Annotated in this window: 22 protein-coding genes and 1 tRNA gene; 8 read left to right on the top strand and 15 right to left on the bottom strand. The window is 32.2% G+C overall.

Annotated elements, in window-relative coordinates:
• Nucleotides 1-37: 37 nt before the first annotated feature.
• From BUA98_RS05820 to BUA98_RS05835, 4 genes are read right to left on the bottom strand one after another with little or no spacing between them, the layout of a single operon-like run.
• Nucleotides 38-562, bottom strand: coding sequence for a hypothetical protein (locus BUA98_RS05820; protein ID WP_072970701.1), 525 nt, complete (start codon nt 560-562; stop codon nt 38-40).
• Nucleotides 563-571: 9 nt separating this feature from the next.
• Nucleotides 572-1,048, bottom strand: a complete 477-nt coding sequence (locus BUA98_RS05825) for a hypothetical protein (RefSeq protein ID WP_072970702.1) — start codon at nt 1,046-1,048, stop codon at nt 572-574.
• A 6-nt stretch (nt 1,049-1,054) separates the two neighbouring features.
• On the bottom strand, nt 1,055-1,732 hold the full coding sequence (locus BUA98_RS05830) for a peptidoglycan DD-metalloendopeptidase family protein (RefSeq protein ID WP_072970703.1): 678 nt from the start codon (nt 1,730-1,732) through the stop codon (nt 1,055-1,057).
• A gap of 12 nt (nt 1,733-1,744) precedes the next feature.
• Nucleotides 1,745-2,410 (bottom strand): spermidine synthase, encoded by a 666-nt coding sequence (locus tag BUA98_RS05835; RefSeq protein WP_072970704.1) that lies wholly within the window; start codon nt 2,408-2,410, stop codon nt 1,745-1,747.
• Between the two features lie 65 nt (nt 2,411-2,475).
• Here BUA98_RS05835 and BUA98_RS05840 point away from each other — a divergent pair, with 65 nt between their 5' ends.
• Nucleotides 2,476-3,027 carry a 1-acyl-sn-glycerol-3-phosphate acyltransferase gene (locus tag BUA98_RS05840; RefSeq protein WP_072970705.1) on the top strand — a complete coding sequence of 184 codons (552 nt, stop codon included), beginning with the start codon at nt 2,476-2,478 and terminating at the stop codon, nt 3,025-3,027.
• An 84-nt stretch (nt 3,028-3,111) separates the two neighbouring features.
• Here BUA98_RS05840 and BUA98_RS05845 read toward each other — a convergent pair whose 3' ends face one another.
• On the bottom strand, nt 3,112-3,588 hold the full coding sequence (locus BUA98_RS05845; RefSeq protein ID WP_072970706.1) for a helix-turn-helix domain-containing protein: 477 nt from the start codon (nt 3,586-3,588) through the stop codon (nt 3,112-3,114).
• Between the two features lie 312 nt (nt 3,589-3,900).
• On the opposite strand from BUA98_RS05845, the gene BUA98_RS05850 reads away from it, so the two are divergent.
• The 4 genes from BUA98_RS05850 (at nt 3,901) to BUA98_RS05865 (ending at nt 8,845) form a co-directional block, all read left to right on the top strand.
• Entirely contained in the window at nt 3,901-5,055 is a 1,155-nt protein-coding gene (locus BUA98_RS05850) for a M14 family metallopeptidase (protein WP_072970707.1), read from the top strand.
• A 77-nt stretch (nt 5,056-5,132) separates the two neighbouring features.
• Entirely contained in the window at nt 5,133-5,612 is a 480-nt protein-coding gene (locus BUA98_RS05855) for an Lrp/AsnC family transcriptional regulator (RefSeq protein ID WP_008468989.1), read from the top strand.
• 90 nt (nt 5,613-5,702) lie between these two features.
• Nucleotides 5,703-8,288 carry a phosphoenolpyruvate carboxylase gene (locus tag BUA98_RS05860; RefSeq protein WP_072970708.1) on the top strand — a complete coding sequence of 862 codons (2,586 nt, stop codon included), beginning with the start codon at nt 5,703-5,705 and terminating at the stop codon, nt 8,286-8,288.
• Between the two features lie 41 nt (nt 8,289-8,329).
• Nucleotides 8,330-8,845 (top strand): DinB family protein, encoded by a 516-nt coding sequence (locus BUA98_RS05865; protein WP_072970709.1) that lies wholly within the window; start codon nt 8,330-8,332, stop codon nt 8,843-8,845.
• Between the two features lie 67 nt (nt 8,846-8,912).
• Here BUA98_RS05865 and recQ read toward each other — a convergent pair whose 3' ends face one another.
• The 5 genes from recQ to aroB form a co-directional block, all read right to left on the bottom strand.
• On the bottom strand, nt 8,913-11,021 hold the full coding sequence (gene recQ, locus BUA98_RS05870) for a DNA helicase RecQ (protein ID WP_072970710.1): 2,109 nt from the start codon (nt 11,019-11,021) through the stop codon (nt 8,913-8,915).
• A 156-nt stretch (nt 11,022-11,177) separates the two neighbouring features.
• Nucleotides 11,178-11,585 carry a DNA primase gene (locus BUA98_RS05875; protein WP_072970711.1) on the bottom strand — a complete coding sequence of 136 codons (408 nt, stop codon included), beginning with the start codon at nt 11,583-11,585 and terminating at the stop codon, nt 11,178-11,180.
• A 9-nt stretch (nt 11,586-11,594) separates the two neighbouring features.
• Nucleotides 11,595-12,563, bottom strand: coding sequence for a deoxyhypusine synthase family protein (locus BUA98_RS05880; protein WP_026985069.1), 969 nt, complete (start codon nt 12,561-12,563; stop codon nt 11,595-11,597).
• A 97-nt stretch (nt 12,564-12,660) separates the two neighbouring features.
• Nucleotides 12,661-14,064 (bottom strand): type III PLP-dependent enzyme domain-containing protein, encoded by a 1,404-nt coding sequence (locus BUA98_RS05885; protein WP_072970712.1) that lies wholly within the window; start codon nt 14,062-14,064, stop codon nt 12,661-12,663.
• Between the two features lie 298 nt (nt 14,065-14,362).
• Complete coding sequence (gene aroB, locus BUA98_RS05890) at nt 14,363-15,430, bottom strand: 3-dehydroquinate synthase (protein WP_072970713.1); 1,068 nt, start codon at nt 15,428-15,430, stop codon at nt 14,363-14,365.
• A gap of 267 nt (nt 15,431-15,697) precedes the next feature.
• Here aroB and BUA98_RS05895 point away from each other — a divergent pair, with 267 nt between their 5' ends.
• Nucleotides 15,698-16,867: a proline dehydrogenase family protein gene (locus BUA98_RS05895; protein WP_072970714.1), complete on the top strand. Its 1,170-nt coding sequence runs from the start codon at nt 15,698-15,700 to the stop codon at nt 16,865-16,867.
• An 87-nt stretch (nt 16,868-16,954) separates the two neighbouring features.
• On the opposite strand, the gene BUA98_RS05900 is transcribed toward BUA98_RS05895, so the two are convergent.
• Entirely contained in the window at nt 16,955-18,262 is a 1,308-nt protein-coding gene (locus tag BUA98_RS05900) for a porin family protein (protein WP_072970715.1), read from the bottom strand.
• A 40-nt stretch (nt 18,263-18,302) separates the two neighbouring features.
• Nucleotides 18,303-20,093, bottom strand: a complete 1,791-nt coding sequence (locus BUA98_RS05905; RefSeq protein ID WP_072970716.1) for an ABC transporter ATP-binding protein — start codon at nt 20,091-20,093, stop codon at nt 18,303-18,305.
• A gap of 264 nt (nt 20,094-20,357) precedes the next feature.
• On the opposite strand from BUA98_RS05905, the gene BUA98_RS05910 reads away from it, so the two are divergent.
• A tRNA-Val gene (locus tag BUA98_RS05910) sits at nt 20,358-20,432 on the top strand.
• An 84-nt stretch (nt 20,433-20,516) separates the two neighbouring features.
• Here BUA98_RS05910 and BUA98_RS05915 read toward each other — a convergent pair.
• From BUA98_RS05915 to BUA98_RS05925, 3 genes are all read right to left on the bottom strand, one after another.
• Nucleotides 20,517-21,110, bottom strand: coding sequence for an NAD(P)H-dependent oxidoreductase (locus BUA98_RS05915; protein WP_072970717.1), 594 nt, complete (start codon nt 21,108-21,110; stop codon nt 20,517-20,519).
• 27 nt (nt 21,111-21,137) lie between these two features.
• On the bottom strand, nt 21,138-22,268 hold the full coding sequence (locus BUA98_RS05920) for an aldo/keto reductase (protein ID WP_139256992.1): 1,131 nt from the start codon (nt 22,266-22,268) through the stop codon (nt 21,138-21,140).
• 105 nt (nt 22,269-22,373) lie between these two features.
• Entirely contained in the window at nt 22,374-23,255 is an 882-nt protein-coding gene (locus BUA98_RS05925) for a helix-turn-helix domain-containing protein (protein ID WP_072970718.1), read from the bottom strand.
• 468 nt (nt 23,256-23,723) lie between these two features.
• Here BUA98_RS05925 and BUA98_RS05930 point away from each other — a divergent pair, with 468 nt between their 5' ends.
• Nucleotides 23,724-25,028 (top strand): M20/M25/M40 family metallo-hydrolase, encoded by a 1,305-nt coding sequence (locus BUA98_RS05930; RefSeq protein WP_072970719.1) that lies wholly within the window; start codon nt 23,724-23,726, stop codon nt 25,026-25,028.
• Nucleotides 25,029-25,127: the final 99 nt, after the last annotated feature.

Consider the following 25,127-nt stretch of genomic DNA (forward strand, 5'->3'; position numbering starts at 1 on the left):
AATATAAATATAAGATTAATTATACTAAATAATTTATTTATAATGTACTAATTGCAGTTGCTGTATCAAATGTTTTTTTTGATTTATCGTATCCTGTAGAAAAGTAATTCATTTTGTTAACGGCAGTAAAATAACCCGTTTGATTTCCGAAAGATTTTGAGTTTCCGGCTATAATAAATCTGATTCCTTGAATGTCAGCTTTTTTGAGCTTGATCATTTCGGCCGGAGTGAAGTAATAATAAGAAGTTGTTTTGCCTTCTACCGTTTCTTTTACATTTTTATCAACGCAGGCAATAACGTCCCCGTTAGCTAAATCGACATAAACACCTCCGGCAATTCTTGCTTCAGCATTGGCTGTGGCAATTGATAATTTTAAAACTCCACCTTTTTCTGTCTTTGCTACCTGAACATCTGCCTCTCCTGAAAAAGCATACTTTTCACAGATAAACGTATAACTTTGCGTTGCCGGATAGCCTTTAGAACCTTTTACACTCATTTTTTCCTGAGCATTCGCAAAAGTTGAAAGTAACAGTAAGATTAAAAAAGGTGTTTTAAATTTCATAGTTATAGTTTATTGTCCTTGTATTTTAGAATCAAATTTTTCGTCCCAATCCATTGATTTTATTGCAGAAACTAAATTATCTTCATTTACAAAAACACGTAACTCCTTGTTAGCTACTTTTTTAGTATACAAAGCATGATAGCGGTAAATGACTTCTTGTTTAGTTCTGTAAACACCATCTAATTTCAAATCAATAAAACTTCCGTAATATTGTCTAAATCTTTGACAGGTTTTTGTTAATCGTTCTTCGGTTGTATTTTCCATAACCGACTTTGTAACTTCCGTTTCGTTGAAAGGTTTAAATTTTGACGTGTTACAGGTTTCTAAAACCCGTTTGCCCAAATCGTATGCTTTCTTCTGCTGATTGGCATTAACTTCGGCAGTTGGAACTTGTTTTATTTTTAAATCTTCGGTGTCCCGGGTTACAGTTTTAGATTTACATCCAATTAATAGCAACAAACATATAATCAATCCTGCTTTCTTCATAACTATTTATGTTATTTTTAATAATAAGTTCGGGTCGGGGCAATTTTCGATGTAGAAATTCAAATCATTACTATTGCAAACGCCGGGGTAATCTCCCCAATAATCTTCAATATCCTGTATAATCTGAAAATGTACGTGCGGTGCATAATCTCCGTTAACAGCTGCATTTCCAAGAGTTGCAATTTGTTCACCTCTCTTAAATTGCTTCCCAACGCTTAGGTCATTTATACTTTCTAACGATAAATGTCCGTATAAAGTATAAAATTTTTCATTTTCAACTTCATGTTCTAAAATGATGGTTGGTCCGTAATCACCCAAACCAACATTGTTTTTAAAACTATGTACTTTGCCATCAAGCGGCGCTAAAACTGCTGTATTGACTTTGGTCCATAAATCAAGACCAATGTGTATATTTCGCTCCGGAACAGAATCGTTTTTAAAAATTGTACTTCTTTTATATAATGTCCGTCCTTCTATATAACCGCCGAAAGCTACTTCAGCATTGTTTTTCTTTAAATAATTAGAAATAAAATTTTCAAATTCAGTAGCATTTTCTGGTTTGCTTTCCATTAATTCTTTATTCGTAATGGATAAATCTAAAGGGATATAATTTGAAAATTCAATACTTTCATCAATAATTTTAGTAGGTGGAATGGCTTTTAAAATAGAAACTAGGGTTTTCATAAAAGGTAAAATTTAGGCAACTTTTTCAATTATTATTAGTTCATTATGATCTTCTATGCGGGGCAGCATTTTTGAAGAGAATTGTTCAGGATTTATTTCTGCAATATACTTCCGATTTCTGAGATTATGTGCTTCATCCAGAATCATTGTGTTAAAAAGTACAAATCCCTGATCTTTTAATAAGGAGCAAACCCGTTCACTAAAAAATCGTTCAAATAAAAAATTTGGCATTTTCGTATCCTCAAAAATATCAATAATAATAAGATTGTATTGGTTTTTGGTTTTTAAAACAAATTCAAAAGCATCATCAATTATAATTTCAAGTTGTTTGATTTGATTTAGGTTAAAATATTCATTTGCAATCTGAATCATGTCTGAGTCAATTTCGACACCAGTAATTTTGCCTTTATATTCAATTTCATCAACCAGCGTTTTTACAACACTTCCGCCGGCGACTCCTAGTAATAAAATATGATCCATATTAAGAATGGCTTTATATCCGATGTTACGTAGTCCATACCTTAATATACGCTGCAAACTTCCGTACGAATAATTGGTATTTTCAGAGTCTAAAACCAATTCGCCATTTGTCCAGGTAACTTCGATCATTTTACTTCTTGCCGATTTTTTCTTGAAAATTTTGATTGGAATCAGATAACTAAAAATTTTTTGAATCATTTGTAAAGCTTTTACTCAAAAATACCATTTTAAATCTTTTATTTTGCACGAAACAATAAATTTTAATGAAGAAACAATTGTACAAATTCATCTTTTTTAAGCTAATGGGCTGGAAAATAAGAGGAATTGAAAATGCGGAAGTGAAAAAATGTGTGATGATGGTGATGCCACATACAAGTAATCATGATTTTTATTTAGGAATTTTTACCCGTGGAATTTCGGGATTAGAAATGAACTGGGTTGGAAAGAAAGAATTATTCAAATTTCCTTTTGGATATTATTTCAGAAGTGTAGGCGGTGAGCCCTTAGATCGTTCGGGTGGATTGAATAAGGTTGATTCGATTGCTGCTATTTTTGAACGTAAGGAGGTTTTTCGCTTAGCAGTGGCTCCTGAAGGAACACGTAAAAAAGTAACTGAAATTAAAAGTGGTTTTTATTATATCGCACTTAAAGCAAACGTGCCAATTATTCCCGTGGCTTTTGATTGGGGGAAAAAAGAAGTTAATTTAGGAAAGCCGTTTTATCCGACTGGTGACTTTGAAGCCGATTTACAAATTTTAAAAAAACATTATGAACATGTTATAGGTAAAATTCCTGAGGATGGATTTAAATTGTAAATTTTGAATATTTTTTTCAGTTACGTGAGAATCGCTTAAATGAAAAATAATTTTAAAAATTTTAAAATACGCGAAAATTTCGAATCACGGGATATATACCTTAAATGTCCCGTTTTTATAAAAAAATACAATTTTCTCAACTTCTCCTTCTTTTGAAATAAAATTTGAGTTTTTAACTTCGACAGCATTTCTTGTTTCTGTTTTTACTTCTTCCTTATAATTAATTTCAGAAAATAAATCTCCGCCGATAAAATCTTCAGAAGATGAAATAGGGGTGAGAGGTTTTACAATTTCTGTAGCTATTTCATTATTTGTGTTTAGAATTTGATCTTCCGCTTTAGGAAAGCTTCCTTTTCCATTTAAGATCCAATATAAATCTACATCCGGAAAAACATCCAAAATTTTCATCACAAAATCTAAACTAGGTTTGTTTCTTCCTGAAAGGAGATGAGACATACTGGAGCGCTGCACTCCAATTTTGTCAGCAAAAGAAGAAGCATTTAGACCGTAATAATCTAATATAATTTCAAGCCGTTTTACAAAATCATCGATGTTTACCATTGTAAATTATTATTTTAAAAGATCATGTTTACAAATGTAACTAAAAGAAAGTAATAAAACAATTTTACAGTTGTAAATCGTACTAAACAGCTATAAAGTAATGAACTATAACTTTATATATAAGTATATAACTTATTGAAATATAACGTTTAATATATTTAAACATAAAGTACTAACAAATGTTAATTGATAATTGCAAAATTAACTAATTAAGGCCTGACGTATTGTTTACAATTATAAATTTCTATGTTTTTAACTTGTTTACAATTGTAAAAATAAAGATGTTTACTTTTGTAAACTAATCAAAAGACAATGAATTTAGAAGAATTATTTAAGCTGCACAAAGAACAATCTATAGAAGGACGTTACTTGACATTAGATCACATTCAGCCTTTATTAGACAAATTAAATACCAATAATCAAGTCCAGATTATTGGCAAATCGATTTTAGATAAACCTATATATAGTTATCAAATTGGTACAGGAGAAACTCGTATTTATCTGTGGTCTCAAATGCATGGTAATGAAAGTACAACGACCAAAGCTCTTTTTGACTTTATTAATGTATTGAATAGCGGCTCAGACTTTGCGAAAAAATTATTGGAAAAGTTCACTTTTTATGCTATTCCAATACTTAATCCCGATGGAGCAGCGCTTTATACACGTGAAAATGCCAATAAAATTGATTTGAATCGTGATTCTCAGAACCTGACTCAACCTGAAAGTAAGGTTTTGAGGGAAGTTTTCGAGAAATTTAAACCGCATTATTGTTTTAACCTTCATGATCAGCGTACTATTTTTGGCGCTGGTAATACTGGTAAACCTGCAACAGTTTCTTTTTTAGCGCCTTCTTATAATCAGGAAAGGGAGATAAACGAAAACAGATTAAAAGCTATAAATGTCATCGCAGGAATCAATGATACACTACAACAATATATTCCAGGACAAGTTGGTCGATTTGATGATTCATTCAATATCAACTGTATAGGGGATACTTTTCAATTTTTGGGCGTACCAACAATTTTGTTTGAAGCAGGTCATTTTCCTAATGATTACGAACGTGAAATAACCCGAAAGTTCATATTTTTCTCACTTATTTCGAGTTTTGAACTGCTTTCCGAAAACGATTTAGTTGATAATAGAATTAATGATTATTTGAATATTTCACAAAATAAAGTGGTTTTTTATGATTTTATGTATAAAAACATCAAAATAAATTATGATGGTATCGAAATTATTACGAATTTTGTCGCACAATACAAAGAAGAATTGATTGAAAATAAGATTCACTTTAACGCCTACATCGCAGAAGTAGGTGAATTAGAAAATTATTTTGGACATTATGAATATGACGCTCAGGGAGCATTTTATTCCGATAATCATAATAGTTTTCCGAAAGTGAACGAAAAAGCAGATTTTTATTTAAATAAAAATGTTAAATTTGTTAACGGATTGATAAAAAGTTAATTTTTATGTGAATTTGTTGTTTTTTATATATATTTTTATACTTTGTAATAGCAATTAGTAATATTAATTAAAGAATTATGAGTAAATTTCGTTTAGATGAAGTAGATCACCAGATTTTAGATATGTTAATAGACAATACGAGAGTTCCGTTTACTGACATTGCAAAAAAACTATTGATATCTGCTGGAACAGTACATGTTAGAGTAAAAAAGATGGAAGACGCCGGTATAATAATGGGATCTTCATTAGCCTTAGATTACGACAAATTAGGGTATTCATTTATTGCTTATGTGGGTGTATTCCTTAATAATACATCTCAAACAAAATTTGTATTAGAGCGAATCAATCAAATTCCATTCGTAACAGTGGCTTCTGTAACTACAGGAAAATTTAATATTTTTTGTAAAATTAGAGCAAAGGACACTAAACACGCGAAAGAAGTTATCTTCATGATTGATGATATTGACGGAGTTTACAGAACTGAAACTATGATTTCATTAGAAGAAAGTATAAACGATAAGAAGCGTTTGATGCATACTATTTTTAAAAATATGTAATATTTTCTTGAATGCTATATTAAAATATAACCTCAAGTTTATTCTTGGGGTTTTTTTATGACTAATTAACCAACCAACTACAACACGATTATGTACACGTTGCCAAAAATTGAACGTTTTAATCAAGATGTTCTCTCAAAATACCACATTTATAATAGTGTTTTTATAACATTACCCTTTGATTCTATTGACAATACAGGAGTTTTACTTCCTTTATTTACAGAAACTTGCGAAACGGGTTTTAGAAAACAGGAAACACCAAAAGAAATTTTTGATTTCTTCTCAAATAAATACCTGAATAATGCTTCTGAAAAAGAAAAAATCGATTTAATGTTTCGATTTATTCAATATATAGAACGTCAGATTGTATTGTTTGATGCTATTGAAGATGCTGCTTTCCCTGCAGTTAATAACATGGAAGGACGTGGATCTTTGCGTGATATCAAAGAAAAAACAGATGCTAAAGAGAAAAACGAGGAACTAATCGAATTTCTTGAAAGCTTTAATGTGAGAACCGTTTTAACGGCACATCCAACACAATTTTACCCTGGACCTGTTTTAGGAATTATCAATGATTTAACGGATGCCATTCGATCAAATGACTTATTAAAAATAAAACAGTTACTGGCACAGTTAGGAAAAACACCTTTTATTCAGAACGAAAAGCCAAATCCATATGATGAAGCGGTGAGTTTGATCTGGTATTTAGAGAATGTGTTTTATGCAACTTCCGGTGAAATTGTTCATTATTTGCAAAAAAATATCCTTCAAGGAAATGCCATCAAAAATCAATTAATCAAACTTGGTTTCTGGCCAGGAGGTGACCGTGACGGAAATCCTTTTGTTACAACTGAAATAACTTTAAAAGTAGCGGAGCGCTTGCGTACTTCTATTTTAAAGTGTTATTATGTTGAAATGAGAAACTTAAAAAGAAAGTTAACTTTCTCAGGTGTAGATACTTTAGTAGCTGAACTTGAACATAAACTTTATCGTTCTGTTTTTTACTCTAAAGGTGAAATTTACATCACATTGGAAGAGTTATTAGCACAACTAAATAAAATAAGAACTATAATTATCGAAAAACACCAAGCGTTATATCTTGACGAATTGGAAGCGTTTTTGGTAAAAATCAATTTGTTTGGTTTTCATTTTGCAACTTTAGATATTCGTCAGAATAGTAAAATTCATGATGCTGTCTTTAAAGATGTCGTTAATCATTATTTAAACTCTGATTCAAAAATTTTCCCGGAAAACTACTTTGAATTATCAGAGACAGAAAAATTAGATGTTTTATCTAAGGTTAAAGGACAATTAAATCCTGCTGATTTTAATGATGAAATAACAAGATCAACATTAGAATCTGTACAAGCTATTAAGACTATTCAGGAGCGCAACGGTGAATTTGGTGCTAATCGTTATATTATTAGTAATAATGAAAGCGCATTAAACGTAATGGAAACTTTCGCGATGATTCGTTTGAATAATTGGGAAAACCCGACTGTTGATATTATTCCACTTTTTGAATCGGTTGATGATTTACAGAATGCTCATGAAATTATGGAGCAGTTATATACTAATCCAGAATATTCTAAACACTTACAAGCAAGAGGGAATAAGCAAACTATTATGCTTGGTTTCTCTGACGGAACTAAAGATGGTGGTTATTTGATGGCTAACTGGAGTATTTACCAGGCCAAAATCTCATTAACTGAAATCTCCAGAAAATATGGTATTGACGCTATTTTCTTTGATGGACGTGGTGGACCTCCGGCTCGTGGTGGTGGTAAAACACATAAATTTTATGCTTCTTTAGGACCAAAAATTGAAAATAACGAAATTCAAATTACTGTCCAGGGACAAACAATCAGTTCGAACTTTGGAACTTTAGACTCTTGTCGTTATAATATCGAAAACTTGTTGAGTGCTGGTGTTACAAATCAGGTTTTCAGTAAAGAAGACAACGAATTAAGTGCTGATGAAACTCAAATTTTGACACAATTAGCTAATTTAGGTTATGATAAATATTTAAGTTTTAAAAATCATCCAAAATTCATTCCTTATTTAGAGAAGATGAGTACGTTGAAATACTATTCTAAAACTAATATTGGAAGCCGTCCGTCAAAAAGAAGTAAATCAGAATCTTTGGATTTTGCAGATCTAAGAGCAATTCCGTTTGTTGGCTCATGGAGTCAGTTAAAACAGAATGTACCAGGATTTTTTGGAGTAGGTTCTGCTTTAAAACATTTTGAAGAAAGCGGTCAATGGGATAAAGTGAGTGATTTGTATCATAATTCATTATTCTTTAAAACACTTTTAGAGAACAGTATGATGTCATTAGCAAAATCATTTTTACCACTAACGGCATACATGCGAAATGATCCTGAGTTTGGTGAATTCTGGCAAATTATCTACGATGAATTTTCAGAAACAAAACGTCTTTTGCTTAAAATTGCAGGTCATAAAACTCTGATGGAAAACTACCCTGATGGTATAGCATCAATTCAAATAAGAGAGCGTATTGTATTGCCTTTGTTGACGATACAACAATATGCCTTATTAAGAATTAACGAATTGAATAGTGATAAAAGCGGTAATGAAGAATTAATAAAAGTATACGAAAAAATCGTAACAAGATCTCTTTTCGGAAATACAAACGCGAGTCGTAACTCTGCTTAAAGATTAGAAAATTTAAATTTATTTTATATAAAACAGTAAAAATGAATTCAAGTCAATTATCAGAAAACGAATATTCAGGAGGATTTGCAACTTATATCAAAGAAGCCGGAAATGTAAATTTGATCGAAGAGTTAGAAATTTCACTTCATGATTTTATCAGGTTTGTACAAAACATTCCGATGGATAAATTTGATTATCGATATGCGGAAGGGAAGTGGACCATCAAAGATATCATTCAGCACATAATGGATTGCGAGCGCATTTTTGCCTACCGTGCTTTACGTTTTTCAAGAAATGATAAAACACCTTTGCCAAGTTTTGAGGAAGATAATTATGCAAATAGTACAGATTCAAACAGCAGAAGTATTCAGGATTTATTAACTGAACTTTCTGCGTTAAGACATTCAAATTTATTGTTTTACAAAAGCTTATCTGAAGAGCAACTTAAAAGAATTGGAACAGCTTCAAATAATCAAATTTCTGTTCGCGCTTTAGGCTTTGTTATTATTGGACATCAAAAACATCATCAAAATGTTTTTCAGGAGAGATATTTATAACCCCTCCATTTAACTATAAAAAAAATCCTGTGAAATTTACTTCACAGGATTTTTGCTTTAACAAAGACTATTTATTCCTTTCAACAATAGCGAGACCAATGCGGATTTTATCGTAAGATAATTTTTCTTCAAAATGGTCGTAATAGGGTTTTAATGCTGTAGGATATTCAAGCTCTACTTGTGCTTTGTGCAATTGTTTAACTTCATCATCAGTAACAAACGGACTTAAATCAATGTCTGCTCCATCTACATATAATTTCGCTAAATGCGAGATAATAGTTGTTTGGCCTAAATTACGTTTTCCGGCAATTTCTTCAATACTGTTCCCTTCGTTAAAAAGCGCTAAAGTCGTTTTATAGGTATTACTTTCTTTTTTAACTTTGGTATTTGCCTTTTTTACTTTTTCATAATAAGTAATGGCATCTATGAATTCTGAACCGTATTTTTCAAGTTTAGCTTTACCGACTCCTTCAACCGCAAGGAATTCTTCATCACTCATTGGTCGCAATGTTTCCATTTGCCTTAAAGCAGCGTCGCTAAAAATTACATAGGCTGGAACATCTTCATCCTTTGCAATCTCATAACGCAATTTTCGAAGTATTTCAAAAAGAGAATTTTTAGTTGCTTTAGGTTTTGTTTCTTTTATTTCGTTTTTATCAATTACTTTTTTAACAACAGTTGTCAGTTTTACTTTTTCACCTTCAAATAATACTTTTTTAGCAAAAGGCGTTAGTAATATTTTGTTGTGTTGGTGGAAGGCAATTTCGCAATATCCCAAATTAATTAGCTGAATCAAATATTGATTCCAATCATACCATGAGATGTCAGCGCCAATTCCGTACGTTTTTAAGCTTTGATAATTTTTCTCGTATATATACGCGTTTTTTGAGCCTCTTAAAAAATCAACAATTACTGCTAATGGCTCAGATTCCTGCAAACGACTAATAGCTGACAATGCTTTTTGCGCGAGAATCGTACCATCGAAAAATTTTGGTGGATTTTTGCAAATATCGCAGTTACCGCAATTCTCTTTAACTAATTCTCCAAAGTAAGAAAGCAGAATTTTTCGGCGACAGCTTAATGCATCTGCATATTGTTTCATTCTTTCTAACTTTGCCAGCTGAACATCAGAATTCAAACCTTCAGAGGCAAATTTTTGCAACTGAATAACATCGGCATAACTTTCAAACAAAACCGTTTCTGCTGGTAATCCGTCACGACCGGCACGGCCAATTTCCTGATAATAACCTTCAATATTTTTTGGCAAATTATAATGAATAACCCAGCGTACATTTGATTTGTCAATTCCCATTCCGAAAGCAATTGTAGCACAAACCACCTGACAGTCGTCATTTATAAATTCATCCTGTGTTTTCGCTCGAAGTTTATTATCTAAACCTGCATGATATGCTTTTGCTGAAACACCACTTTTTTGTAATTTCTGAGCTAATTCTTCCGTAGTTTTTCTACTTAAACAATAAATTATTCCAGATTCGTTTGGTTTATTCTCTACGAAATCAATAATTTGTTTTACACGGTCAAGCGCCGGACGAACTTCTAAACTCAAATTCTTTCTATCAAATGAAGCGACAAAAGTTTTTGGATTTTTTAAATTTAGTTGTTTTGTAATATCAGTTCTCGTTGCTTTATCGGCAGTAGCGGTCAATGCCAGGATTGGAGTAGAAGGGAAGCGGTTTTTGAGATAACCCAAATTAGTATAAGCAGGTCTAAAATCATGTCCCCATGATGAAATACAATGCGCTTCATCTATAGCAATTAAGCTAATTGTCAATTCATTAAAAATAACATCCAGGTAAGATAAACTCTCCGGAGCAATATAAACGAGCTTAAAATTGTTGGATTTTAAATTGTCAATATAAAACTGTTGTTCTTCGCTAGATTGACTACTATTGATATAACATGCAGAAATTCCATTCGTTTTTAAACTATCAACCTGATCTTTCATCAAGGCGATTAAAGGTGAAATAACAATTGTAATTCCAGGTAAAACCAAAGCAGGTAATTGAAAACAGATTGATTTTCCTCCGCCGGTTGGCATAATCGCTAAAGTATCCTGACCAGCGAGTATCGTATTAATTATCGTTTCCTGATTTGGACGAAATTTTTCAAATCCAAAATTCTCTTTTAATTTGGCGTGTAGTAGTTCTGTATTCATTTTGGCTTACTTTTTTAAATAATAAATTTAAAGAAATTTCTTATAAAACATGAAAATAATAAATTTTATTATTTAAAGAAAATATCAAGTTACTTTGGTTAATAAAAAAAGGAACTCCAAAATAGAGTTCCTTTAAGTTATTTTTAAAGAGATAAATTAATCTTCATCGTCTTCATCATCATCTTCGTCTGCAATGTCATCCGGATCTTTATCTTCATCATCGTCGTCACCACCGTCCACATCTGGCTTGTCTTCTTTTTCATCTTCTTCATCATCATCAATATCATCATCAAGATCAAGACCTTTTACTGGTTCGATTGTATCAACATCAACGTCGATATCATCATCCTCATCGTAATTTTCAATTCTATCAGCAAGTTTGGTACTAATTTTTACTAAATAAATAGTGTCTTCAGTACGAACTTCGACAGCTTCTACTAATTCGTTTTTAGCATTTCTAAAACGGATAACATCCGAATCATCATAACCATCAGGAAATTTTTCAACCAAAAGATTCAAAATTTCATTGGTAAGTTTAGCGTAGTCTACTATAACTCTTTTCATAAAAATATACTATAAATCTAATAAATATGCGAAAATTAATGGAGCAACAATTGTTGCATCCGACTCAATAATAAACTTTGGAGTTTTGATATCTAATTTACCCCAAGTAATTTTCTCATTTGGAACTGCTCCAGAGTAAGAACCATAACTGGTTGTGGAATCTGAAATTTGGCAGAAATAGCTCCAGAATGGAATATCATGCATTTCCATATCCTGGTACAACATTGGCACCACACAAATAGGGAAGTCACCAGCAATTCCACCACCAATTTGGAAGAATCCAATTCCGTTAGCGCTATTTTTTGGATACCAATCAGCAAGGAATGTCATGTATTCAATTCCTGATTTCATGGTAGATGCTTTTAAATCGCCTTTGATTACGTATGAAGCAAAGATATTTCCCATTGTACTATCTTCCCATCCTGGAACGATAATTGGTAAGTTTTTCTCAGCAGCAGCGTACATCCAGCTATCTTTTAAATCTATCTCATAGTATTCTTCTAATACACCAGACAACAACATTTTGTACATGAATTCATGAGGAAAATAACGTTCTCCTTTATCATCTGCATCTTTCCAGATTTTGTAAATGTGTTTTTGCAAACGACGAAATGCTTCATGCTCAGGAATACAAGTGTCTGTAACACGATTTAATCCTCTTTCAAGCAAAGCCCATTCGTCTTCTGGTGTTAAATCACGATAATTTGGCACTCTTTCATAGTGAGAGTGTGCAACTAAATTCATGACATCTTCTTCTAGATTGGCTCCGGTACAAGAAATAATCTGTACTTTATCTTGTCTAATTATTTCGGCAAAAATTTTACCAATTTCTGCTGTACTCATAGCGCCAGCCATACTTACCATCATTTTAGCACCATTAGCCAATTGTTGTTCGTATGCTTTTGCAGCATCAACTAAAGCAGCAGAGTTAAAGTGTAAATAATGTTTTTCAATAAACTGACTGATTGGTCCTTTCATTTTTTTTTGTTTTTTTTGAATTAAAAGTTTAACCTTTTAGATGATACTGCAAATTAATAATTTAATAGATATTAACATTTAATTTGCAAGCTTTTTTTTATACTTTTTTTGTGTAGCCTAAAATCTTTAAAACATCGTCAGAAGTCTGTTGTTCTGAGAAAACCTCAGTGCCAATAATTCCATTTTCATCACGATCTATTAAAATATGTTTTGGCTGAGGAATCAAACAGTGGTGTAAACCTCCGTATCCTCCAATTGTTTCCTGATACGCTCCCGTATTAAAGAAACCGATGTACAATGGCTTTTCTTTGTTGTATTTAGGCAGATAAATAGCGTTCATATTTTGTTCTGAGTTGTAATAGTCGTCACTATCGCAAGTCAATCCTCCTAACAGAACCCGCTCGTATGTATCATTCCAACGATTAACCGCCAGCATAATAAAACGTTTATTTATAGCCCAAGTATCTGGCAAAGTGGTAATGAATGACGAATCAATCATGTTCCATTTCTCTCTATCATTTTGTTGTTTTTGATACAAAATCTGATAGATTGCGCCACCGCTTTCACCTACTGTAAATGAACCAAACTCTGTAAAAATATTTGGAACATCAACTTCGGCTTCATCACATGCAATTTTAATCTGATTGATAATTTCATCAATCATATATTGGTAATCATATTCAAATGCAAGAGAGTTTTTAATCGGGAAACCGCCTCCAATGTTCAAACCATCAAGAGTAGGGCATTCCTTTTTAAGTGCAATGTATACTTTAATACATTTTACCAACTCATTCCAGTAATATGCTGTATCGTTAATTCCGGTATTGATGAAAAAGTGAAGCATTTTAAGCTCTAATTTATCATTTTCCTGAATTTGTTTTTTATAAAATGAAACTATGTTTTTATATCCAATACCTAATCTTGACGTATAAAACTCAAATTTAGGTTCTTCCTCAGCTGCAATACGAATTCCAATCTTAAATTTACTTTTAATTTCAGCCTGAAGCAAATCTAATTCTTCATAGTTATCAATAATCGGAATAGTGTTTTTATGTCCGTTATTGATTAGTCTTGCAATGTTGGTAATATATTCATCTCTTTTAAAACCATTACAAATTACATACGTACTCTTGTTGATTTTACCGTTTTCTAACAAATTCTCCACAATATTAATGTCAAAAGCAGATGAAGTTTCAACATGAATATTATTTTTAAAAGCTTCATTCATAATATATTCAAAATGAGAGCTTTTTGTACAATAGCAATAGTAATACTTTGCTTCGTATTTGTTTTTTTCCATTGATTTTCTGAACCAGGCTTTTGCCTTATTGATATTTTCAGAAATTTGTGGTAAGTAGGTGAATTTTAATGGGGTACCGTATTGTTCAACCAATTTCATCAAATCGATATTATGAAATTGAAGGTTGTCTTTGTTTAATTTAAATTCCTCTTGTGGAAAGTAGTAAGTCTGATTAATTAGATCGGAATATTTTGTATTCATTTATTTTTCAATATTTTAAGTTGTAATTTTTAAATTTAGTAAACGGTGCTAAATCTAAAATTCAAACCCTAATATTGGCAAATACTATCTCTAGTTTTTCATGCTCTGCTTTTGAGAATAAAAACACATCAAAACAAAACGGACTTTTACTATTATAAAAACGGTTCAACATTCTTAGTAAAGAACTATTGAGGCGGTTTCTATAAGAACTAAAGTGTCTTTGTTTTTTATTTGTTTTCATCGTGGCAAATGTAAAAAATAATATATACCTAAAGCAATGCTTTTGATTAAAAAAAGTTTAAGATTTATAATCCTGAAACGCATCTAGAATCAATTTATTTTCAACGGATTGATTAATTTTTATTTTTCCGATTCCTTCAATCAGGGCAAATTGAATTAATCCATACTCATTTTTTTTGTCATGAATAAGCAATTCTAAAATCGGATCGATGTCATTTTCTTCAATTTGAACGTCATCGTAAATGTTTTTAAGAGCTGTTTTAATTTCTGCATATTCTTCAGTAGAAATTAAACCTTTATGCAATGAAATATAACTTTCTAAGATCATTCCAATTGCGATTGCCTCTCCATGCAATAAAGTTGTTTTAATTTCACTTTCTAAAAAATAACTTTCTATCGCGTGACCTAATGTATGACCAAAATTTAAAGCTTTACGAATGTTTTTCTCCGTTGGATCCTGAATTACAATATCATTCTTAATCTCAACTGAACGATAAATAAGTTCGTCAAAGTCAGCATAATCAATAGATTTTAAATCTAAAAATTGCTTCCAATAGGCTGCATCATATATAAGTCCATGTTTTAGCATTTCTGCCAGTCCAGACCGCATTTCAGCCTGTGATAAGGTTTCCAGATAATTTGAATCGATTAAAACCATTTGAGGTACATTAATAACGCCAATCTGATTTTTAAGATTTCCTAAGTCAACGCCCGTTTTTCCTCCAACAGAAGCATCAACCATCGATAATAAAGTAGTTGGGATATTGATGAAGTCAATTCCGCGTTTGAAAGTTGACGCTACAAATCCGCCTAAATCAGTTACTACGCCACCTCCAAGATTAATTATAAGTGATTTTCTATCAGCACCAAGCTCCGTTAGAACATTCCATATCTGAATACAGGTTTCAATATTTTTGTTGGCTTCTCCCGCCTCAAATTCAATAATTTCGATATTTAAATCGGTTTCAAGTAAAGGCAAAAATTTAGGTAAGCAATATTCATTTGTTTCATTATCAACTATAATAAACAAATTAGAGTATTTATTTTCTTTTAAATGTGTATTTAGTGCTTCGTATGCATTTTGGTTGAAATGTACGAGATAATTATTGGCTTGAATAGATTGCATATTTCTTTTTGGTTTATGAAACCACAAAATACGGCATTTTTAACTAAATAATATTCAAACTTTGTCTATAATTTGTTGTAAAAACGGCTTAAATAAAATGGTATTAAATAACGAAATTCTGTTTTGTGGTATTTTTTTGTCATTTTATAAAATGTTGTTTTTGTTAAAGCTTATTTTAGTACTTTAACAGTATTCAACGCAAAATACGCCCCCTTTTTATAAATAATATTCAAAACTCTCTCTATATTTGCACAAAAAACAACCTAAATGGAAAAAATATTCGATAACACTCAAGTAGCATTCTCGCTTAAAAGTGATACTGAACTTGACAGAGCTTATTTTCTTTTTAAAATGATTGACAGTGAACCTTTGGTAAGAATTGGAACTGCTGTAACTAATTTTGCAATTAAAGCGCACCTTCCGGTTGAAGGATTGATTCGTGCAACGGTTTTTGATCATTTTTGTGGAGGAATAAATGAAGATGATTGTATAACTGTAGTAGATAAAATGTTTACAAAAGGCGTTTCATCTGTTTTAGATTATTCAGTTGAAGGAAAAGAAGAAGAAGCTCAATTTGATGCAGCTTTAGAAATGACTTTAAAAACAATCGAATTTGCTAAAGAACGTTTAGCAATTCCGTTTGCCGTTTTCAAACCAACAGGTTTAGGTCGTTTTGAATTATATGAAAAATTAGGCGAAAAGCAAACTTTAAACCCAACAGAACAAGCAGAGTGGGATAGAGTAGTGGCGCGTTTTGATAAAGTTTGTAGTGAAGCACACAAAAAAGATGTTGCTTTATTAATTGACGGTGAAGAAAGTTGGATGCAGGATGCTGCTGATGATTTAGTTACCGATATGATGCGTAAATACAACAAGGAGAAAGCAATTGTTTTCAATACCTTGCAAATGTACCGTTGGGATCGTTTGGACTATTTAAAAAGATTACATGAAATTGCAAAAGCGGAAGGCTTTTTCATTGGAATGAAACTAGTTCGTGGTGCTTACATGGAAAAAGAAAACAAAAGAGCGGAAGAGAAAAATTATGTTTCGCCTATTTGTGTATCTAAAGAAGCGACTGACGTAAACTATGATGAAGCTGTTCATTATATGTTAGATCATTTAGAAACAATGTCAATTTTTGCAGGAACTCACAATGAATTAAGTTCTTATAAATTGATGGAGATGATGCAACAAAGAGGAATTGCAAAAAACGATCAAAGAATTTGGTTTGGACAATTATACGGAATGAGTGATAACATCAGTTATAACCTGGCTGAAAATGGCTATAATGTTGCTAAATATTTACCATTTGGACCAGTAAAAGATGTTATGCCATACTTAATTCGTCGTGCTGAAGAAAATACTTCTGTGGCCGGGCAAACAAGCCGTGAATTATCAATGATTAAAGCAGAACGCAAGAGAAGAAAAGGGAAATAAATAAGTAAATTTCCAACAAATAAAAAATCCAAATTCCAATTGTTACGATTGGAATTTGGATTTTTTTATTGGAATTTTATCTAATTTTTAAAAAGAAACCTGGCATTGTAAAACGACCATTCCTAAACGATCACTTTGTTTATATTCACCAACTAGCGTTTTATCAAAAACAGCTCTGTTTTGGTAGTTCAAACTGATTTTTGGACCAAAAGTACCAGTCGTATAATAATTTGCTCCCAATTCATACATTGTCATTGGCACGTCTAAAGCTTCTAAATCAGCAATTTGAGTCGCCAAATAAGGCTGAAAACGTCCTTTCTTTTCCTGATTGTCTGATTTTGCAAATAAATAACCCAATTGAGCATAATAGATGTTTCCGGTACCTACACCAATAAAACCAGCTCCGGATCCATTAATTAAATTTCCGTCTCCAACAGCAGGATTTGGTGTTGAAACAGATTGAATATAGTTTTTACCATAATCACAATTATTAAAAGAAGCATAAGCTGTTATAGCATTACCTTTTTCACTTAACGGACTATCATAAAAGACATCAAAACCTAAAACTTTCATGTCATCATATGCAATTGTTGCGTCCGGAGTCAGGTGCCACATTGCTTTTGCCTGAGTTAAATAGCCCAATGCCAAATTAAAAACTTTTTTTGTTCCTAAATAAGTTCCTTTATGGTAAGCGTCTTCCAATGATTCTTTATCTAAAAAAGAATAGGTTAGAATTCCGGAATATTGGGCTCTTGGCGTTTCTGTACTTACTGTGGAATTCAGGCCTAAATTATTTGTTGAATTTCTATATGGATTCGTAATTGCTGCACGGTAATTGAATTTTCCTAAATCTCCCTTTGCGTAAATACTTAAATTTCTATTTCCGAAAGTGGATGATGTATTGATAAACTGCTGATACATTGGCGTGTCTAAAGGAAGTTGAGAAGAAGAACTATTTGCTGAATAACGTGTTGTCCCTGCTCCCCAAGCTGTTAATCCACCACCAATATGAAGACTTTTGTTAAAATGATATTCTCCTAAAGCGTCCATAACAGAAAGTGGGGCATTTGAAGGTCCGCTATTTTGTGTAAAATTGATGTTGTTCTGACCAAACTGCAAATGGAAAAAGATATTTTCTGTTAGCATTCCCATTGCCTGTAAACGCAATCTTCTAATTACAATATCGTATGTGTCATCAACTTCATTTGAACCGATTTTACTTCCTGCGTTCAATTCAGCATAACGTCCCCAAACCTGAAGATTCATTCCGAATTTAATGTATTGAGATCCGTCTTTGGAGATGTTGACTACATTAAAAGGCTTGTCTTGTGCAAGAACATTAATAGTATTTAGAGCAATAAATAATAAAATCAGAATAATTCGTAAATGTGGCATTTCAATAATTTAAAAGGTAGTTAATATTATTTTTTATTAATTAAGAATTACTAAACTGAAGATTGCTAAGGTTTTTATAAATACCATTTTCAAGGTTTATAAGTTCCTGATGTGTTCCTTCTTCCGTAATTTTTCCGTTATCTAAAACTAAAATTTTATCAGCGTTTCTAATAGTCGAAAGACGGTGCGCAATAATAATACTTGTTCTTCCTTCCATCAATACTTCTAAAGCTTCCTGAACTAATTTTTCACTTTCGCTATCCAAAGATGAAGTTGCTTCGTCTAAAATTAAAATACTTGGGTTTTTAAGTAATGCTCTCGCGATTGCAATACGCTGACGTTGTCCACCAGATAATTTTACTCCGCGTTCTCCAACCAACGTCTCAAATTTTTCAGGAAAACCTTCCACAAAATTCAAAGCATTTGCCTGTTTTGCAGCCAGCATAATCTCTTCATCTGTCGCATTTGGTTTTCCGTATGCGATGTTTTCTCTAATTGTTCCTCCAAATAAAATAACATCCTGCGGAACAATACTCATGTTTCCGCGAAGATTTTCTAAGTCGTAATCGTAAATGTTTTTTCCATCCACCAGAATCTCACCAGAAGTTATATCGTAAAAACGTAGTAATAAAGAAGAAATAGTTGATTTTCCTGCACCACTTGGGCCTACAATCGCTATTTTCTGACCGAATTCAGCATTGAAATTTACATTTTTTAAAACTTCAACTTCCTTGCGGGAAGGGTAACTAAAAGCTACATTTTTGAAAGAGACAGTACCTTTAATTTTTTCAATAGGTGTTGTTTTTGGATTTGCATTGATTGCTTCCGGAGTTTCTTCTAATAATTCAAAAACACGTTCTGTTGCTCCAACTGCTTTTTGAATTTGAGCATACATCTCGGCAATTCCACCAAAAGAAGCACCAATAAAAGTGGTATAAAGAACGAATGAAATTAAATCACCCACACCTTCAACTTCTCCTTTTATCGTCAATGTAATTCCGTACCAAACAACGGCAACTACGCATCCGAAAAGACATAAAATGATAAACGAAGCAAAGTAACCTCTATACTGACCGCCTTTAATAGCGATTTTTACAATCTCTTTTATCTTATTTTTATAACGTTGAATTTCATACCATTCATTAGCAAAAGCTTTAACGTTGCTGATTCCTTGTAAAGTTTCTTCAACAATCACCTGACTTTCTGCTACTTTATCTTGTGTTTTTTTGCCGTATTTACGAATAAATCTACCAAAAATAACGGCTGCAACGGCCACAATCGGAACAATAGCCAACATCATTAAAGTCAATTTCGGGCTAATGTTTCCTAAAATGACAAAACCTCCGACAATTAATATAAACTGACGTAAAAATTCGGCAATTGTAGTAGTAAAAGTGTCCTGTAATTGTGAAATATCAGCGCTAATACGGCTGTTTAATTCTCCGACACGTTTTTGAGAATAAAACCCCATTGGCAGTTTTACCAGGTTCTCATATAAGGCAAAACGAATATTTGAAAGTGAGTTTTCAGTAAAATTTACAAATAGAGAAATTCTAAAGAAGGAAAAGATAGCCTGCAGTGTTAGAATTACCATAAGTCCAACAGCAATTTCATTTGCCCTGCTTAAATCTTTATTAGTAACACAGTCAACAAGCATTCCCATTAATTTAGGGAAGGCGAGGGCAGTGGCACTAGTTAACAGGAGGAAAATTAAGCCAAGGAAAAACTTCCATTTGTGGCCTTTACCATATTTAAAAATTCGGATTGCTTTTTGAAGGGAGTTAGAGTCTAATTTAGCTTTAGGTAAATCGTTTTCTTGAAATCTAGCCATTTGAGTATACTATTAAGGTATGCAAATGTAAGACTCTAACTAGTGAATACAAAAGAATATTCTAAATTACCTTTTGACATTTCGATTTTTAACTAAATAATAAGAAAGCGCCAATTTTTATTTCCTTTTTAAGAAGCTGAAAAATAGCCTAGTAAATAAAAACATTAAAAAATAATTGATTTTTTTTCTAAAAACACTTGCAAATACGAATTCTAGCTGTATATTTGCACTCGCAATCACACACGATAGCAACCTAGTAAAATAGGGCGATTAGCTCAGCTGGTTCAGAGCACCTCGTTTACACCGAGGGGGTCGGGGGTTCGAACCCCTCATCGCCCACAAAGAAACTCCTTAAGAAATTAAGGAGTTTTTTTATGTCAAAAAGTAGTTTATTTTGTTCCTCAGAATTGATTAAATCATTTATTATCCCATAATTTTTTCTAAATGTTTAGGGTATCGCACTAAATCATTAGCAATATCACCATCTTTAAAAATATCAAAAGAGTTATACCCTTTTAGAATTTCTACACCACAAAAACGATAATTACTTGTAATATTTAAAAATAAATCTTCTGTTCCTTTTCCTTGCATTAGAGACTGCTGAGGATTGTCAAAACTTTCAGCGGGAGCATTAAAAGTAGCAGAAATCATAAATTTTTTTCCTTGCATTTTTCCACCTGTCCCATATTGTTTGGTTAAATCTTCTCTGGTTCTACCATCTCCTGAAAGAAACTTTTGACTATGTAATCCGCTATTGAAAACTTCATCTACATATTTTTTATAAATCCACGGCGTACCAAACCAATTAACAGGTGTTTGAAGAATTATAATATCAGCTTGGAGATGTTTTTCTACTTCTTCATCTGCGTCGTAGCCGTCTTCTACTTTCGTTTCTAAAATTTCATAATTTTTTGATTCAAAAAAATCTTTAGCTTTTTGGCTAAAAGCATCGTTTAATAATCCTTCTGACCAATTAGGATACGTTAAATGTGTATTGATCAATAATACCTTTTTCATCTTTATTAAAATTTCTTGATTTTGTAATTAAATAGTGTAGTCAATTGAACTCATATGTGCTTCGCCCATACGGTCGCCGTAAACAGGGAATTTTGTAAAACAAATTTCTATACCTTGAATATCTTCCTTTGTTAAATGAATTTTTGACGCGCCAAGGTTTTCCAATAAATGTTCCTCAGTACGAGTACCAGGAATTGGAACGATATTCGGACTTTTAGCAAGTAACCACGCTAGGGCAACTTGAGCTGGAGTTGCATTCTTTTTTTTAGCATACTCTTTTAACCATTCAATCATAGGCATGTTCAATGGTAAAAATTCTTTTGAAAAACGAGGAAAACCCGCTCGGAAATCTGATTCTTTGTCGAATTTAGTGCTTGTATCGTATTTACCTGTCAAAAAACCGGCACCTACAGGAGCCCACGGAACAAATCCGATACCTAAATCTTCACAAGTTTTCAGCACTCCATTTAACTCGACATTACGTGTCCACAATGAATATTCTGACTGAACAGCGGATACTTTTTGAACGGCATGTGCGCGCTGTATTGTTTTTGCACTTGCTTCGGAAAGTCCAAAATGCAAAACTTTGCCTTGTTGAATAAGCTCTTTAATAGTTCCCGCAACTTCTTCGATTGGTACGTTAGGATCAACTCGATGTTGATAATATAAATCAATATGATCGGTCCGAAGACGTTTAAGTGATTCTTCAACAACTTTCTTAATTCGCTCTGGCCTGCTGTCTAATCCAACAGTACCATCGATTGCAAACCCAAATTTTGTGGCAATTTTGACTTCATTACGAAAAGGCGCCAGCGCCTCGCCAACAAGTTTTTCATCTGTATAAGGACCATATACTTCTGCTGTGTCAAAGAATCTTACTCCATTTTCAAATGCGGTGCGAATTGTTTTAATAGATTGTTGATGATTTGCAGGTGGGTTGTAGTTTCCTACCATATTCATGCATCCAAGACCAATTTCAGAAACTTCCAGAGTTCCTAGTTTTCTTGTTTTCATATTGTTATTTTTATTATCATTAATTTGTTTTGGATATGATGAAGTATTCGTTGCTGACAATAAATTTGGCGCAAATAGCAAACCAGCACCAGCAAGTGCCGTTTGCTGAATAAATTTTCTTCTTGAATTTTCTTCGTCTTTCATCTTTATTTTTTTTAATGATACAAAATTAAGTTCAACCCAGAGAAGCAAAGGAAACGGATCACTAATAAAAAGGAAACAAATTACGGATAAACAAAAAACGCCATCTTACGAGGGCGTTTTATTATTGATTTGGACAAGTTGTAATCGGTATTCTTTTGGTGTGAGATTAACTTGTTTTTTGAAAAACTTTGAAAAATAATTGGGGTATTCAAAACCTAATTCATAAGCTACTTCTGCAGTTTTCATTTGAGGATTTTGTTCCAAAAGCTCTTTCGCTTTCCTGATAACAAATTCATGAATAGTTTCAAGTGTAGATTTTTTAGTAAAATGTTTTACAATATCACCCAAATAATTAGCGGTTAGTCCTAATTTATCAGCAAAATATTGAACATTCGGAATTTGAGAGACAGGTTGATTGTAATAATCAATTAAACTTTGTTGAAATTCGGATATGATGCGATTATATTGTTTTGGATCTGTTGAAAACTGTCTTTTGTAAAATGCTTCAACTAATGAAACCAAAACATTAACATAGGAAAGTAGAACGGCAAAATGTTTTTTATCGCTTTCGTAATATTTTATCATTAATTTAAAAACCAGATTAATCTCTTGTATTTCTTCTTCTGTCAAATATAATGCCTCGTGTTGTCCATAGTCCAAATAGGTTTTGAATAAAAAACGGTTTTCCTCAATTATTTTTTTGGAAAGCTGTAAATACATTCCAGTATATGTTGGTTCAACATCCCAGCCTGTAGTCAAAATTAACTCAGGACTATTGAAAAATACAGCATTAATTGGTTTCTCTGTAGGTGTAATTTTATTCTTAAAATTTATTTTGATTGAAATTCTGTAAAAATCAACCATTACAGCTTCTGATTTCAAAAGCATGTTTGGCGGGTCGTAGTATCCAACGTAAATGTCGTTGTCCAATGGTTTATTCAAACCAATGTAATCATTGTACGATTTGAAGTCTCTAAAAAATTTCATTAGTAGTGTGTTTTTTGATTCTGTGGAAAACTTCAGATCAATTGTTTGTAGACATTAAAATTGCAGTAATGAAAACAATTATTATGTCTTTATGCCAGAAATTAGATTCTGATTAGGCTAATATAAGAAATATCTTTGCGATAACTAGCTTATGGTCTCAAGGTAAGTACATGCTTAAATAAATTATTTTATCGAAATTTTATTCAAATCAGGCAAAAAATGATTCGTAAACAGGTTCTTAAGGACCACCAAAAAACTCCTTAACAAATTAAGGTGTTTTTTTTATGTCTGATTTTCTTAAGTTTTGCTAGCAAGAGCGGAACGCTTGTGCTAGCAGGGAACGTAATTATAATTTTTAATTTAGTAATGTCGTCAGTTTTTTTAATTAAAAACTTTTACTAGCGCTAAGTTTTGCAAGTAATTAATGTACTTTTGGTTTAACCAAAATGTTATTTATAAAAGTAAAATATGAAAAAAATTATTGTAAGTATGTTTGTTCTAAGTCAATGTTTTAATGTACATGGACAATCGATTGATAAAATTATTACGAACAAGGAAGTAACTCGTATAGAGAAAATACTTTCGGCTGATGATATGCAGGGTAGGAGAACTTTTACTCCCGGTATTGACAAAGCATCAGCCTTTATAGAATCAGAATTTGCAGCAATTGGTCTGCAAACTTTTAATGCGGCAACGAATTACAGACAAGAATTTTCGATGACTGCCTCTAGCGCCCTTTCTTCAAAAATTACTATTGATGGCAAAGAAATAAATAATAATCAAGTTGTAACATTCTCTTACCTTCCTCAAGTTTCTTTAACTGAAAAAAGCGATATTTCTATTGTAAAAATCAATAAAGGAGATAACATTGGCCAGAAATTTAATGAATATTATAAAAGTCCGAAAAATCTTTTGGTACTAGTTGATCCATCATTTGATAATGTTTTACCGAATATTCAACATATTGATCGTGTAAATGCTAATCCTGGAAACAATACAATTATGTTTGTTTTTGGTACTGTAGAAGCGACCGCTTTTTCTGTTGAACTAACGAATATAATTACCAAAAAAACATTGAATAATGTTGTTGGAATATTACCCGGAAAAACTAAGCCAAATGAATATGTGATTTTTTCAGGACATTATGATCATTTAGGAGTAGGCTCTCCTGAAGAAGGTGCTCCACATCCTGCAACAGATTCTATTTATAATGGTGCTAATGATGATGCCGCCGGAACAACAGCAGTAATTATGCTTGCGAAATATTTTAAAAAACAAAACAACAATGAGCGTACTATTATTTTTACCGCGTTTGTAGCTGAAGAAATAGGTGGTTATGGAGCCAAATATTTTTCTAAACAGCTTGCGCCAGAACAAGTAATTGCGATGTTTAATATTGAAATGATAGGAACAGAATCCAAATGGGGTAAAAACTCTGCTTACATTACAGGCTACGAAAAGTCGAATATGGGCCCCATTTTGCAAACTAATTTAACAGGAACAAATTTTACATTTTATTCAGATCCTTATCCCGACCAACAATTATTTTACCGCTCAGACAACGCTACGTTAGCCAAGCTTGGAGTTCCTGCTCATACCATTTCTACTTCAAAAATGGATAGTGAGCCAACGTACCACACAGCCGATGATGAATTTGAAACGTTAGATATTGATAACATGACCCAAATAATAAAATCAATTGCATTAAGTTCTTCTTCGATTATTAGTGGAAAAGATACACCAACAAGAGTAAATACTACTCAACTGAAATAATATAAGTAAATTAAAAAGATTCGAAAAAGCACTGAAAATGATTGGTTTTCAGTGCTTTTTTGTTTCTTGTCTTCATCTGATATTGGTTGACTATTTTCG

Source organism: Flavobacterium saccharophilum, from assembly GCF_900142735.1.
In the GTDB taxonomy this organism is placed as follows: Bacteria; Bacteroidota; Bacteroidia; order Flavobacteriales; family Flavobacteriaceae; genus Flavobacterium; species Flavobacterium saccharophilum.